This is a genomic window from Sphingobacterium prati (genome assembly GCF_013167215.1).
Lineage (GTDB): Bacteria > Bacteroidota > Bacteroidia > Sphingobacteriales > Sphingobacteriaceae > Sphingobacterium > Sphingobacterium prati.
This window is the reverse complement of sequence record NZ_JABJWY010000035.1, coordinates 271397-284952: the sequence shown is the minus strand read 5'-3', so window position 1 is coordinate 284952 and position 13556 is coordinate 271397. Positions and strand designations below refer to the sequence as shown.

The following is a 13556-nucleotide window of genomic DNA, read 5'->3' as shown; positions in this document are numbered from 1 at the left end:
CTTCTTTTATTTATAAATATAATTGTCTAAAACCTATCCTTTATTATCTCAGAGTTGGATCTTCGAATGTATTTCCAGCGCGCATATCGCCAGAGTCATAACCCTTCTTAAACCAGGCCATACGTTGAGCTGAGGTTCCATGGGTAAAAGATTCTGGCACGGCATATCCCTGTGCGGCTGTCTGTAACTTATCATCTCCTACTGCTTCTGCCGCTTTCATTCCATCCATAATATCATTATAATCTATTTTTATATCCGTATATTCATTGAGATAATGTGCCCATACTCCAGCATAGAAATCGGCTTGAAGTTCTGTCATAACCGACATCTTGTTATTTTCGCTCTCAGTTAGTTTCCCCCTGGCTTGATTCGTTTTAGGTAACAGTCCCACCAATTGCTGAATATGATGCCCTACCTCATGCGCTATCACATAGGCCATGGCAAATTCGCCTTTAGCTCCGAACTTATCAGAAAGTTCACGGTTAAAAGTTAGATCCAAATAGATTTTCTGATCTCCAGGGCAATAAAACGGTCCATATGAAGCCTGCCCCATTCCACAACCATCTGTTTGCGTACCGCCATCATAAAAAACCAGCGTAGTCGGTGTATAATTTTGTTGCATTTGCTCATTAAACAATTTGGTCCAGACATCCTCCGTACTCTGAAGTACAGTCAACGAAAACTCTGTTAATCGCTTTTCTTCAGGATTCAGTTCGCGTGGCTGTCCAGACTGCTCCGTTTGCGTTCCCATGTTTTGCGCTTGTTGCAACAACTGCATGGGATCTCCACCCATCAGAAACCCAATGACCAATACGATGATCCCCCCAATACCTCCTAATGCAATCTTTCCTCCACCAGACATCCCTCTACGATCCTCAAAATTGCCACTTTGTTTACCTCCTTGCCATTTCATATGATATATTTTTAGTTCAGTTAATAATCTTTTCCAATCTCGTTAGCGTACAAATTCAATACCAATATAGCAGTATGTCCTCATTTTTCTTCCAAAAAACCAGCTTTATTTTAGCAGTTAGGACTTACTACAATTTATATTCTTATTTTTGGGCTTTTATAGAAACAGATATGAAATTAGAAGAACAATTACTCGCGCGGGCTGGAGGAAAATGTGAGCTAACAGGCGCTGAAACGGATGTAGTAACCTATATTTTACCACCAGAAACCAGTTCGAATTTGGATAACACCCTACTGATTTCAGCAACCTTGGCCAACCAGCTCAACAAAACGGAGCAATTAAATCCGGAAGACTGGAAATTTTTGCCTAACGCCATGTGGTCAGAAATCCCCGCTGTACAAATTGTCTGCTGGCGTATGTTAAGCCGTCTGAAAAATGAAGGCTGGGCTTCCGAAGCACTCGATATCCTCTATCTTGATGATGAAACATTAACAGAAGCAAAGAAAACCGGTGATCATGAAAACGATGGTTATGTTTCCTTTCATGAAGATAGCATTGGTCAAAGACTATTGGAAGGCGATACCGTTGTCCTGACAAAAACGCTGGATGTAAAAGGTTCTTCACTCAAAGCAACCTTAGGCACTGTGGTTAAAAATATCCGTCTAGTAGCAGATAATATTGAGCAGATCGAAGGAAAAATAGAGGGCCAGACGATTGTCATATTGACAAAATACCTGCGCAAACAAAATTAAAAAGGATCAACCTTCCTCTTATAAATTTAGCCCCAAACTAATAGTCTATCGAAACTAGTTTGGGGCTAAATAATAATAAATAGCACAAATGCCCTACTTTGGATAATTCCGCATAAACTCAAAACGATAGTTTGGATGCTGTTTTAAGCTGTCAATCAAATCTGACAATAATTTTTGCCCTTTTTTTGTTTGGTACATATTATCGTGCGTCAAAAGTACGACGTTATTTTTCGTATAGGATGTCCCTTTACGAAGTAAGTTTTTCATCTGTGTATATAGCTGATTAACTGTTAAATCTGGCTTGCCGGTCACACCATTAATTTTCCATTCACAGTCCCAGCCCATAATTTTATAACCGTTTTGATGTAATAGCTCAGCAGTAGAAGCACCGCTTTTCAGATCAACCTTTTTACGGTTACCTACATACCAGATATTTCTTCCGGGAAGGCGGACAATTTTATGTTCCAACTCCATGGACTTCTCTGCCAATTCAAAATCTTCAAAAGCAGTCTGTGGATTTGAGTAAAATGTGCTGTACTTATTGTGTGCATGCCAATAGCTGTGATTATAGCAATCCACCAACGTATTATTTTTATACCGTTCAGTATAGCCGTGTAATTTTTTACTCATTTTATCGTGCTCACCGATCAAAAATGCATTGATTTTAATGCCCTTCGCTGTAGCGATAGAATCCAAATATTGGCTACCATTAAGGGGGCCGTCATCAAAAGTAAGGTAAATGTAACGTGGTGAAATCGAGTCCGTGAGTAGAACCGTAGTATCCTTAACGCCAATATAAGAGGTGTTCTCCTCCATTTTCGTGATAGAATCTTTGCGTAGTGAATCCACTTTGGTAATGGAATCCTGCACGACAACCAGACTATCTTTCTTGTGTTGTACAGAATCGACAGAAACTTTTTCTTCTTTTTTACCGCTATTTTGATTACAAGACTGTAGTCCCAAACCAACAATTCCCAAGCTTATCCCTATCAAGCTTAATTTAATTACTTTTTCCATTACAAAAATTAACTTACACGCCACATTCTACCCCAAACATACAATATCCATGTCTTTCGCGGATATTTAGCATGATCGTGCGGCAAAATTAAGATAATTTTCACGAATCAACGATTTAAATTCTTCGGTTTATTCTCTACACTTTATTTTATTGAACACATTGTTATAAAATTTTAGCATTGAGGCCACAAGGAGGTGGAGAAGATAAAGCTACTGCATAAATCATAAAAAGCCCACCATAAGGTAGGCTCTTTTTATTAAACGATTATGATACTCGAACTGGACATCTTCATCCAACTAATCTCTGTGCCTTCCTCCATGCCCATGATCATGTCCACGTCCAAGTCCTCTACCTCTATCATGATGTCTTCTATTTTCTTGCCAAGAATGACTACGTTTGACCCTACGCTCACTCGCAAAAGAATACCCCCCGCGGCTATGATGGCTGTCACGGATAGATACCTGTCTACCACGCGAGTGACCATATCTGCTTCTATAACGATCATGATGACGCCAAGGATTACGATCATTGATTACGACTTTATGTGCTCTATAAAAATCATAATGCCGATATCTTCTTGGAAGGCTTGCTCTTCTTACCCAGCCGCCATGGTCATAATAAACGTAACATCTCGCAGGCACATCGTAATACATATTATATTCTGGGATATAATAATAACGGGCATAATCATAACCAACTGGACCCCAGCTTGGTTGACTTCCAATATTCACACTGATACTGACCTGCGCATCTGCCGTCCTCGCCAAAAAAAGTCCAGCAGTAATAGCAGCGATGTAAAACAATTTCTTCATAAGTAGCTCCTCCCTTAGTCTTTGTATTTTCTCTTTCCATTATGACAACAAACTGCATGCAAAAGATTAAAATATAAATGTTAATTTTTGTTAACAAATACTTAATCTATTCTGCACGAATAGCTTAGTTTTAATTCAACATTCATTAATAGAGAAACTTTTTACGGCACTAATTGTTCAATCCTTAGTACTTATCATACTTTAATTGAATTTTGGAATGAATACTTACAACATTGGAATCATTGTCGGCAGCTTAAGGAAACAATCTTATAATAAAAAGATAGCAACGTTTATCTGTGAACAACCGACTAACAGGTTTAACTATCACATGATCGAAATCGGGGACCTTCCCTTATACAACCAGGATTTTGATGATGAGGGCAACCCACCTGAAAGTTATGTCCGATTTCGCAAAGAAATCGCAGCACTTGATGCTGTTCTTTTCATTACAGCAGAATACAATCGCTCTGTACCCGCTGTCCTGAAAAATGCTATAGATGTGGGCTCGCGACCTTACGGCAAAAATAAGTGGGATGGCAAACCTGGCGCAATCATCTCCTCTTCAACAGGAGCCTATGGTGCTTTCGGCGCAAATCACCATATTCGACAATCTTTAGTGTTTGTTAACATTTATCCAATGCAACAGCCCGAAGCCTATCTCGGAAATATAAAAGATTGTATTGGTGAAAGCGGAAAAGTCGAACTCCAAAAAACAAAAGACTTTCTACTCGACTTCAAAAAAGCTTTTGAACATTGGATCATCAGAATAGCGCATACAAAAGGCCAAGATTAATCCCTTGGCCTTTTGTATGTTAGCATTTATACCCTGCAATAGATTTACTCCTCGTTCGAATCATAATTCCAGGTAGATAGTTTGTCCTGCATTATGCGTGAGATCTTATTGAAATAGCGTTTTTGTTTGTAACCCATGACCCATTGCACCCCCTGTACTGCATTGGTACAGAAAATTTCATCTGCTCTTTTCATGATCTCAGGACTAATTTGTGCCTCTACAACTTCAATTCCCTCTGCCCTGGCCATATCCATCACAACACGACGCATGACACCTTCGATACAGCCTTCGGAAAGCGCGGGTGTATAAAGTATCTTTTCATAATACACAAAGATATTGGAAGTCAAAGACTCACAAAGGTAGCCCTCCTGATTTAAAATTAATACATCATCAAAGGCCATCTTTTTCTTGTATATACCCGCCAGCACATAAATCTGGGAATTAAGTGATTTTAATTTCGACAAATCACTATAAGGCTTTTTGAACTCACTATATAAACCTACGATCAAGCCGACTTTCTTATCCCTTAGATTGGGTTCTATACGTTGTACTTGCAAGACAAATCCCGGTTTGTTTGTCGTAGGGCTATATAGTCCCCCACCCATTCGGAATACAATCAGCCGAATGCGAACCTGTTGCCCCAACATATTATTTTTGCGAATCAGCTCTTCTGATCTTGAACGAATAAAAAATTCATCGAAAAGATTTGAATCATCAAGATGTATCAATTCCATTCCCTGCTGTAAGCGCGCTACGTGAAAATTCAGAAAACGGATATCACCATCTTTATACAACATGGTCTCAAACAACCCATCACCATAGCGAAAGCCTCTATTTTCTATGCTAAATATTTCCTGTTCTTCCGGCACTACATTGCCATTAAAATTGATATAGTTTGTCGGCATCTTTATTTATTTTCTAAATTTTAATCATTTTCTACAGCCATGGAGTTTGCGGCGTAACCGCGCCACTTTTCTAAAGCTAAACGAAAATCTTCGGGATATGGTACCTCAAAATACATATTTTCTTTTGTAGTTGGATGAATAAATCCCAGTACCTGCGCATGAAGTGCCTGACGCGGAAGTAAGGCGAAACAATTATCCACAAATTGTTTATACTTAGAGAAAACAGTCCCTTTTAGTATCTTATCGCCACCATACATTGCATCATTAAACAATGGATGACCAATAGATTGCATGTGGGTGCGGATTTGATGCGTACGCCCCGTCTCCAGCTGACATTCGATCAAAGTTACATAGCCTAATCGTTCCAACACTTTGTAATATGTCACAGACCACCTTCCCTTATCTTCACTTTCGTACATGGCCATAATACGTCGATCTTTCAAGTGTCGGCCAATGTAACCTGTAATCGTTCCATCTTCCTTCAGATCCCCCCACACCAGGGCAATATATTTACGGGTAATACTATGATCAAAAAATTGTTTGGCCAAAAATGCCATCGATTTTTCATTTTTAGCAATCACCAACAAACCGGATGTATCTTTGTCTATTCGATGTACCAACCCAGGCCGGTCTGAATTCCCCGGTAATTGCGGCAGCTGTTGGATATGAAAAGTCAATGCATTCACCAAGGTTCCGGTGTAATTATTATAGCCCGGATGGACAACCATCCCCGCTTCTTTATTGACGATGAGTACATCATCGTCCTCGTATTTTATGTCCAACGGAATATTTTCCGGATAGACTTCATTGTCCCGAGGTGGATCAGGCAATACCAACGTAATGACATCATCGGGTCTGACTTTATAGCTCGCCTTGATCTCTTTACCATTGACCATGACAGAACCCGCTTCAATGGCATGCTGAATTTTACTTCTTGTCGCATTTTCCACTCTATTCATCAGATATTTATCAATACGGAGTAAAGCTTGCCCCTTATCCACTTCAATTCGTAGATGCTCAAATAACTCTTGTTCTTCTTGATCTTGCGATCCCATTTGTTCTGTCATGCTACAAAAATAAACCAAATGAAACAATTTTTGTTAAATTTGTTTTCATTAAATATTATGCTCCCATTCAAAATCCATAGCCCCGAAACAGAAGTCACTTTACCTTTATGGGAAAAAAAGCACATTAAAGTGACCCTCAAGCGTGATGATCTGATTCACCCTTTTATTTCAGGCAATAAATGGCGAAAATTGAAGTATAATCTTCAGGAGGCATTACAACTTAATAAAAATCATATCGTTACTTTTGGAGGTGCATGGAGCAACCATTTACTGGCGACTGCTTGCGCTGGAGCTACTTTCCGGTTCAAAACAACAGCTTTTGTCAGAGGTGATGAACAGGCTAACAATCCTGTCCTGACCATGTGTCAATTATTTGGAATGCAACTTATTTATGTGGATCGCGATTCCTATCGGAACAAAGAGGAGCTTTATCGTATGTATTTCGATCAGGATCCAACAACTTTCTTTATCCACGAAGGCGGTTATGGCCTCCTAGGCGCCAAAGGATGTGCCGAACTTGTCAGTGAACTCCAACAGGACTATCAACATATCTTTACCGCCTGCGGTACCGGAACCACTCTCGCCGGAATTGCCAATGCAATTGACAAGAAGGATCTCTTCACCCAAATACATGGCGTTCCCGTGTTAAAGAATGGCGGCTTTATCAATGATGAAGTCGCTCAGCTTTACCCTCAGCTTCCGCCCCCTATTTTGCATCTGGACTATCATTTTGGCGGTTATGCCAAAACAACACCGGAACTCCTCGCATTCACCAAGCATTTTATGACCAACACGGGCATCATGATCGAACCCACTTATACCGGGAAACTGCTCTATGCAGTAGATGATCTCATCAAAAAAGACTATTTCACACCCGCGGATCAGCTCCTGGTTATTCATACAGGTGGACTCACTGGACTCCTGGGGATGTATCAGCGGTTTATTTTTTATTGACCTAGGTCAATAAATGCAATATTATGCCCCTAGCAGACATTTGACTGACATTTTTTTTATGATTATGTTGTAAGTTTGACCAGTTTAAAAATTAAAACTATACACTGATGAAAATATTAGCATTTGCAGGAACAAGTAATAAAAACTCTATCAACAAAATCTTTGTAACGAGTACCTCGAAATATTATAAAGAAGCGGATGACAGCATAGAGCTCCTTGATCTCAATCATTTTGAAATGCCTATTTATTCTTATGATAAGGAAGTAGAATTGGGTATTCCACAGTTAGCCCATGATTTTGCGGCAAAGATGGATGCTGCAGATTTCCTACTCATTTCATTGGCAGAACACAATGGATCCTACACTTCAGCTTATAAAAATATTATAGACTGGGTTTCCCGTATCCCAAACCGCAAAACGTTCAATGGTAAACCAGTTTTCTTATTGGCAACTGCTCCCGGTCCAATGGGCGGGTCAACTGTATTAAATGCAGCAGTCAATAGAATCACATGGGACGGTGCTGAAATTCTGGATTCATTCTCCCTTCCTGAATTCCATAAAAACTTTGAAGAAGGAAAAGGAATTATCAATCCGGCTTTGAGAAGTCAACTGGAGGCTAAGGTCCGTAAGACTAAACGTGTACTTGCAGAGAAATTAGTCGTTCAAGGTTAACAAAAGATTATCAAATAATCGTTGTAAAAGCCTCTTTTAATACGTAAATTCAAAACCTATTAAAAGAGGTTTTTGATATGGCAAAGAAAATATTATTACTTGTTGGAGACTTTGTAGAAGATTACGAAGCAATGGTTCCATTCCAAGCTATGGGATCAATAGGAATAACAGTTGATACTATCGCTCCTGATCGAAAAAAGGGTGATGTCGTACCTACTGCAGTACACGATTTTACTGGTGATCAAACCTATAAGGAATTACGGGGACATAATTTTGCGATCAATAAGGATTTTGACCAAGTCAATCCCGAGGAGTACGATGGACTCTATATCGCTGGTGGCCGATCGGCGGAATATATTCGTCTCAACCAACGTGTATTGGAGATTACAAAACATTTCTTTGAAAAGAATAAACCTGTAGCCGCCATCTGTCACGGGATTCAGGTATTGACAGCGGCAAAAGTCCTGGCGGGACGTACATTGACAGCTTATGTTGCAGTTGGACCAGATATTGAATTGGCAGGCGGCATATGGAAAAATATTCCAGCTGACCAAGCCGTTGTGGATGGGAATCTCGTGACCTCGCCAGCTTGGCCAGGACATCAAGCTATTCTAAAAGAATTCTATAAATTATTGGATATAAACATTACAATTTAAGCGTATTTTAATGAAAAAGAATAAAAAGGTGTGGCTTTTAGTCATCCCAATTTTAGTGTTGTTGGGTTTTATTTTAAAAGATACTTTTAATCAGAAAAGTATAGAAGATCTTCCCGGCGGATTTAAAGAGGTAGCTTTTGTCCGGAATGAACAAAATAAAGGTGGAATTATACGCATCTATGCGGTGACAGTAGGTGATGTATTGAATGCAGACTATGCAGGTTGTTTGGAACTTTTGCCAGTCAATGATTATGGCAGTACCACGACTGTATACTTTTTCGATCGTACGGCTCCTTATCCAACAAGCCTGACAATTGATACCCCACATTTTGACGGAAGTAAATATAAGGCGATTCAGATTTCCAAAAAATACGGAAAAAAGAAATAATCAGGCACAAAGAATACTATTTACCCCAAAAGTTTCACACTTTTTGGGGTATTTTTTTTAGACCAGATGAAGAAAAAATAAATTAATAATTCTTTAACACGAAAAAGTTCTTTTATCGCATCTAGAGCTATAGTTTTGCTTCTTAAATTTACGTATATTTAGCTATGGCGAAAAAATTTATTCCTAGAGATATCAGTTGGTTAAGCTTTAATGGCAGGGTATTGCAAGAGGCAGCAGATGAGACTGTTCCTTTACCCCTAAGGATCAAATTTTTGGGTATATTTTCCAATAACCTAGATGAATTTTTTCGGGTGCGGGTCGCCGGACTCAAACGTGCGATTGACCTCAAAGACAAAAGTGCTAATCAATCTTTTTATGAAGATCCGCAGTTGATTTTGGAAGAACTCAATGTCCGGGTAATCAAACAGCAAAAGAAATTTGACAATACCTGGAACCGAATCCAAAAGGAGATGGCCAAGCAAAATGTCTTTATCAAAACAAGTGAAGAACTAAGCCCGGAACAACAACAATTTGTAAGCGAGTATTATCAGGATGATGTAGAATCAAATGTCATCCCTTTGATCCTCGACGATGTGCGTCCAATGCCCTATATTCGTGATAAGAGCCTCTATCTCGGTATTGCCATGGGAAAAAGCGAATGGCAATACGAGACTAAGTTTGCCCTAATTGAAATTCCCACCAGCCAGAACGGACGCTTCGTCCAATTGCCGGCACCAAAGGATGAAAAACATATTATTCTTCTCGAAGATGTCATTAAGTTCAATCTTCCATTGATATTTTCGTATTTCGGTTTCGATGTATTCCATGCACATGTGTTTAAGGTCACGAAAGATGCAGAATTCGACATCGATAACGACATCAATACAACGCTGGTTGAAAAGATAAGCAAAGGCGTCAAAAATAGACGGAAAGGTAAACCGACCCGTTTTATCTTTGATCAGGAGATGGATCCAAAACTCGTCGAGTTTCTGATCAAAAAACTCAACCTATCCAAAAAAGATAGTATTATACCAGGACAAAAGATCCATAATTTCAAGCATTTTATGGACTTCCCCAATGTGTTTAAGTCCTATCACCAACCACAGGAACGAACTTCATTTCCACATCCCTATTTTCAAAATTATGAACGGGTCACCGATACAGTTTTGAAGAAAGATGTTCTGCTCTCCTTTCCTTATCATGAGTTTCGGCCTATCATTGACCTGTTACGTGAAGCGGCAATGGATCCAGATGTAAAAACAATACAGATTACAGCCTATCGCTTGGCATCGAATTCCAAAGTCGCCAATGCATTGATAAATGCTGCCCGAAATGGTAAGGAAGTAACGGTCATGCTTGAACTGCGGGCACGATTTGATGAGGAGAATAATCTGGACTGGAAAGAAAAACTTGAATTGGAAGGCATCAAGGTCCTAACGGGAATTCCCAATAAAAAGGTACATGCTAAATTATGTGTCATCAAAAAGCGGACTGGCGCAAAAACAATTCAATATGGCTTTGTCAGCACCGGTAATATCAATGAAAAAACGGCCAAATTATATGGGGACTATTGCCTGTTGACGAGCAATAGAGATGTCATTGCGGATATCAATAAAGTCTTCAATTACCTCAGAAGACCAAAATCAGACCCCGCCGAGATAATCAAAAACTGTAAAAGCTTATTGATCTGTCCAATTGATATGCGCAGGGAATTGCTACATTTTATCGATCTGGAAATCGCAGAAGCTAAAGCTGGTCGAAAAGCAGCTATCATTGTCAAAGTAAACTCGTTGAGTGATAAAGATATGATTAAAAAACTTTATGATGCTGCAACAGCTGGAGTGAAAATAGACCTTATCATCCGTGGGATTTATTGCGCGATGAACCAGAAAACATTTAAAACCCCGATGAATGCAATTTCAATCGTCGACGAATATCTGGAACATGCCCGGGTCATGTATTTTTATAATGCTGGCAAAGAGTTGATGTATATTTCTTCGGCAGACTGGATGACCCGTAATCTAGATCACCGTATCGAAGCCGCTGTAAAAATCACGAGTAAAAAGATTAAGGAAGATGTAAAAGAAATGCTCCACATACAGCTGGACGACAATGTCAAAGCGCGTATGCTGAACAATTCCCTCAGCAATCATTATATTGAGAATAAAAAGGAAGCTTGCCGCTCACAGATCGAAATCTACAAATACTTAAAAAGGAAAATAACCGAACATTAAAATAATTTCTGACAAAGCTCAGGCCCTCATTCCCTGAGCTTTGCTTATTCATTTTCTCATTATCATCAATAACGGCCATCCAGCATCTATTTTCATACTAGAATTGAACATCTAAAGTTGTATCTTCATCCTATGAAACTCAACTTTTGTTTGTCAATTGGCCTTGCAATTTTTGCCTTCCAAGCGAAAGCTCAACAGGATATGCCCCACAACTTCGTCTATCTAAAAGAGTTTATTCCAACAATTATCTTAGATATGCGTTATTTTGGAAGTCATAATTTTACGGGCCGGCCTATACAGGGATACGAAAAACCAGTTGCCATCTTAACCAAACGTGCCGCATTAGCCTTACGGCAAGTCGAGAACTATCTGAACAAACGAGGTCTGGCACTAAAAATTTTTGATGCTTACCGGCCCCAGCGCGCTGTTGATCATTTCAAAGCCTGGTCACTGGCAACGAAAGATACCATCGCTAAACGAGATTTCTATCCACTGCTGGATAAAAAAAACTTATTTAAGCTGGGCTTTATTGCCAGCAAATCTGGCCATAGCCGTGGCAGCACTGTTGACTTGACTTTGATCGATCTTACTAATAATAGAGAACTTGATATGGGCGGCCCCTTTGATTTCTTCGGTGATATCTCCCACCACAACTATTCAAAACTTACAGCAAAACAAAAAGAAAATCGTAAAATACTGCGCGAAACCATGGCCAAATTTGGATTTAAAGCCTATGATAAAGAATGGTGGCACTACACCCTACAAGATGAACCTTATCGAAAAACCTATTTTGATTTTATTGTAAAATAAGTATGGCGTTTATAGATCAACAGAATGATGATAAAGATTTTTTCGCCTTTCATATCAAGGGAAACAAATCTAAACCAGTATTTAGCCCCCAGCAGGAGCTTATATTGGCAACAAAAAATTTCTACTCACTCTGTTTTATAAAAAAAGGGGAAACATCTTTTATCATTAATGACGAACGGATACAAGTCGGACAGCATCATTTACTGTTAACAAGTCCTTCATCAAAAGTCAATGGTGCCTCCGTCATCAAATCTTGGGACTGTGAGATTTACCTGATTTTCTTCAATATAGATTTCACCTTCAAATTGAACTTTCGAAAAGATTTCTTTGATCTTACAAAAAAGTCACTTGCCTTGAATAACAGTCACATCTTCTCCCTTTCGGTGCAAGATGCGACAAATCTGTCCAATCTATTTAAACAGTTTATCCATTACGAGAAACAGGGACATGATTACGTTTTCAGATCACAGATTATCAGATGCCTGACCGAGGTCCTAGTTTGTGAGATTGCTCGCCTGGCTAATCAAAATATCAATAAAATTCCTGTCGTACCATCACGGAAAAGAGAGATCCTAGCTAATTTCTACCTGCTGCTGAAGCAATCCTTCCGCCGGGAGCATAAGGTGCAATTTTATGCCCTTGAACTTGGCATTACACCAAAACATCTCTCGGTGATCATCAAAGAATTTACGGGAAAATCAGCGATAGAATTAATACAAAATGTATTAGTGGAAGAGGCGAAATGTTTGCTCCGTCAGGGGCTTTCGATCGGAGAAATCGCGAAGCAACTGCATTTCTCAGATCAGTCTTTTTTTGGAAAATTCTTTAAGCGAAATGTAGGCATATCGCCTAAAGAATTTCGTCAAAAGCCTGATTAAACAAAATCGTGGAGATCGAAGATGGTATTAAATTGTTTATCCGCAGCAGAAGTATCCTGCAGCTTATCTTCTCCCCAAGTTTGTCCTTTCAACCAAAGTGTCTGACAACCTACAGCCTTAGCAGGAGCCATATCTTTGCTATAAGAATCACCAACGACTAGGATCTCCTCAGCAGGCGATCCCATTGCTTCGACACCGAGGGCATAAATCGCGGGGTCTGGTTTACGTACGCCCACTACAGCTGACTCAACAACCGCTTTAAAATAAGATAAAACACCAAAATCAGCCAGCACAGCCTTTAGATTGCCGTAGAAGTTGGAGACCATTACAATAGGATATTGTTCACCTAGCGCAACCAATAATGGTTTTACCTGTGCAACTGTATCTTTGGCAAGAGAATAGCCGTCAAACGCAATTTTGCTGGCCAATTCCCTATCCAGATCATAGCCAGCTGCAATAAGGTACTCAAACTGCACTTTCAATTTTGCTTCAAGCACTTCCAAAAAGTTAAACTCCGGTTTGATGATCGGCTGAATCGCCATCTGTCTTTCCGCGTAAGCATATGCTTCTTGAAATGAACTTAGGTTGACCGGAACTTGATACTTTTCGTAGCCGGACCATATTACCGCACCCCAGTGTCCCCCATTTGTATCCAACGTTCCACCATAATCAAAAATAATTCCCTTAATTATAAACTTATCCATT

Annotated in this window: 15 protein-coding genes; 9 read left to right on the top strand and 6 right to left on the bottom strand. The window is 39.5% G+C overall.

What is annotated here, in order from left to right:
• Positions 1–43: 43 nt before the first annotated feature.
• A complete protein-coding gene (gene ypfJ, locus HPC41_RS17055) occupies positions 44–913 on the bottom strand; it encodes a KPN_02809 family neutral zinc metallopeptidase (protein WP_172395213.1) in 870 nt (289 codons plus the stop codon).
• Between the two features lie 170 nt (positions 914–1083).
• Here ypfJ and HPC41_RS17050 point away from each other — a divergent pair, with 170 nt between their 5' ends.
• Positions 1084–1665: a PhnA domain-containing protein gene (locus HPC41_RS17050; protein WP_172395212.1), complete on the top strand. Its 582-nt coding sequence runs from the start codon at positions 1084–1086 to the stop codon at positions 1663–1665.
• Positions 1666–1758: 93 nt separating this feature from the next.
• Here HPC41_RS17050 and HPC41_RS17045 read toward each other — a convergent pair whose 3' ends face one another.
• Entirely contained in the window at positions 1759–2682 is a 924-nt protein-coding gene (locus HPC41_RS17045; protein ID WP_172395211.1) for a polysaccharide deacetylase family protein, read from the bottom strand.
• Positions 2683–2979: 297 nt separating this feature from the next.
• Entirely contained in the window at positions 2980–3495 is a 516-nt protein-coding gene (locus HPC41_RS17040; protein ID WP_172395210.1) for a hypothetical protein, read from the bottom strand.
• Between the two features lie 217 nt (positions 3496–3712).
• Here HPC41_RS17040 and HPC41_RS17035 point away from each other — a divergent pair, with 217 nt between their 5' ends.
• Positions 3713–4288, top strand: coding sequence for an NADPH-dependent FMN reductase (locus tag HPC41_RS17035; protein ID WP_172395209.1), 576 nt, complete (start codon positions 3713–3715; stop codon positions 4286–4288).
• Positions 4289–4332: 44 nt separating this feature from the next.
• Here HPC41_RS17035 and HPC41_RS17030 read toward each other — a convergent pair whose 3' ends face one another.
• Positions 4333–5193, bottom strand: a complete 861-nt coding sequence (locus HPC41_RS17030) for an aminotransferase class IV (RefSeq protein ID WP_172395208.1) — start codon at positions 5191–5193, stop codon at positions 4333–4335.
• A 20-nt stretch (positions 5194–5213) separates the two neighbouring features.
• Entirely contained in the window at positions 5214–6260 is a 1047-nt protein-coding gene (locus HPC41_RS17025; protein ID WP_172395207.1) for an RluA family pseudouridine synthase, read from the bottom strand.
• An 18-nt stretch (positions 6261–6278) separates the two neighbouring features.
• On the opposite strand from HPC41_RS17025, the gene HPC41_RS17020 reads away from it, so the two are divergent.
• The 7 genes from HPC41_RS17020 to HPC41_RS16990 all read left to right on the top strand — a co-directional run bounded on the left by HPC41_RS17020 (position 6279) and on the right by HPC41_RS16990 (position 12851).
• Complete coding sequence (locus HPC41_RS17020; RefSeq protein WP_246250822.1) at positions 6279–7214, top strand: 1-aminocyclopropane-1-carboxylate deaminase/D-cysteine desulfhydrase; 936 nt, start codon at positions 6279–6281, stop codon at positions 7212–7214.
• 107 nt (positions 7215–7321) lie between these two features.
• The gene (locus HPC41_RS17015; RefSeq protein WP_172395206.1) at positions 7322–7885 is read left to right on the top strand and encodes an NADPH-dependent FMN reductase; all 564 of its coding nucleotides are present in this window, start codon (positions 7322–7324) and stop codon (positions 7883–7885) included.
• Between the two features lie 77 nt (positions 7886–7962).
• Positions 7963–8541, top strand: coding sequence for a DJ-1/PfpI family protein (locus tag HPC41_RS17010; RefSeq protein WP_172395205.1), 579 nt, complete (start codon positions 7963–7965; stop codon positions 8539–8541).
• 10 nt (positions 8542–8551) lie between these two features.
• The gene (locus HPC41_RS17005) at positions 8552–8929 is read left to right on the top strand and encodes a hypothetical protein (RefSeq protein WP_172395204.1); all 378 of its coding nucleotides are present in this window, start codon (positions 8552–8554) and stop codon (positions 8927–8929) included.
• A gap of 164 nt (positions 8930–9093) precedes the next feature.
• Positions 9094–11163, top strand: a complete 2070-nt coding sequence (gene ppk1 / locus HPC41_RS17000; RefSeq protein ID WP_172395203.1) for a polyphosphate kinase 1 — start codon at positions 9094–9096, stop codon at positions 11161–11163.
• 132 nt (positions 11164–11295) lie between these two features.
• Positions 11296–11973, top strand: coding sequence for a M15 family metallopeptidase (locus tag HPC41_RS16995; RefSeq protein ID WP_216660809.1), 678 nt, complete (start codon positions 11296–11298; stop codon positions 11971–11973).
• A gap of 2 nt (positions 11974–11975) precedes the next feature.
• Positions 11976–12851: a helix-turn-helix domain-containing protein gene (locus HPC41_RS16990; RefSeq protein ID WP_172395202.1), complete on the top strand. Its 876-nt coding sequence runs from the start codon at positions 11976–11978 to the stop codon at positions 12849–12851.
• Here HPC41_RS16990 and HPC41_RS16985 read toward each other — a convergent pair.
• Entirely contained in the window at positions 12848–13555 is a 708-nt protein-coding gene (locus tag HPC41_RS16985) for an HAD family hydrolase (protein ID WP_172395201.1), read from the bottom strand. The two genes, HPC41_RS16990 and HPC41_RS16985, sit on opposite strands and share 4 nt — an antisense overlap.
• Between the last annotated feature and the right edge of the window lies 1 nt (position 13556).

Coding starts and splice junctions, on each gene's coding strand:
- HPC41_RS17010 (WP_172395205.1), top strand. CDS start 7,963: ATGGCAAAGAAAATATTATTACTTGTTGGAGACTTTGTAGAAGATTAC.
- HPC41_RS17035 (WP_172395209.1), top strand. CDS start 3,713: ATGAATACTTACAACATTGGAATCATTGTCGGCAGCTTAAGGAAACAA.
- HPC41_RS17030 (WP_172395208.1), bottom strand. CDS start 5,193: ATGCCGACAAACTATATCAATTTTAATGGCAATGTAGTGCCGGAAGAA.
- HPC41_RS17025 (WP_172395207.1), bottom strand. CDS start 6,260: ATGACAGAACAAATGGGATCGCAAGATCAAGAAGAACAAGAGTTATTT.
- HPC41_RS16985 (WP_172395201.1), bottom strand. CDS start 13,555: ATGGATAAGTTTATAATTAAGGGAATTATTTTTGATTATGGTGGAACG.
- HPC41_RS17015 (WP_172395206.1), top strand. CDS start 7,322: ATGAAAATATTAGCATTTGCAGGAACAAGTAATAAAAACTCTATCAAC.
- HPC41_RS17045 (WP_172395211.1), bottom strand. CDS start 2,682: ATGGAAAAAGTAATTAAATTAAGCTTGATAGGGATAAGCTTGGGAATT.
- ypfJ (WP_172395213.1), bottom strand. CDS start 913: ATGAAATGGCAAGGAGGTAAACAAAGTGGCAATTTTGAGGATCGTAGA.
- ppk1 (WP_172395203.1), top strand. CDS start 9,094: ATGGCGAAAAAATTTATTCCTAGAGATATCAGTTGGTTAAGCTTTAAT.
- HPC41_RS17050 (WP_172395212.1), top strand. CDS start 1,084: ATGAAATTAGAAGAACAATTACTCGCGCGGGCTGGAGGAAAATGTGAG.
- HPC41_RS16990 (WP_172395202.1), top strand. CDS start 11,976: ATGGCGTTTATAGATCAACAGAATGATGATAAAGATTTTTTCGCCTTT.
- HPC41_RS17005 (WP_172395204.1), top strand. CDS start 8,552: ATGAAAAAGAATAAAAAGGTGTGGCTTTTAGTCATCCCAATTTTAGTG.
- HPC41_RS16995 (WP_216660809.1), top strand. CDS start 11,296: ATGAAACTCAACTTTTGTTTGTCAATTGGCCTTGCAATTTTTGCCTTC.
- HPC41_RS17040 (WP_172395210.1), bottom strand. CDS start 3,495: ATGAAGAAATTGTTTTACATCGCTGCTATTACTGCTGGACTTTTTTTG.
- HPC41_RS17020 (WP_246250822.1), top strand. CDS start 6,279: ATGAAACAATTTTTGTTAAATTTGTTTTCATTAAATATTATGCTCCCA.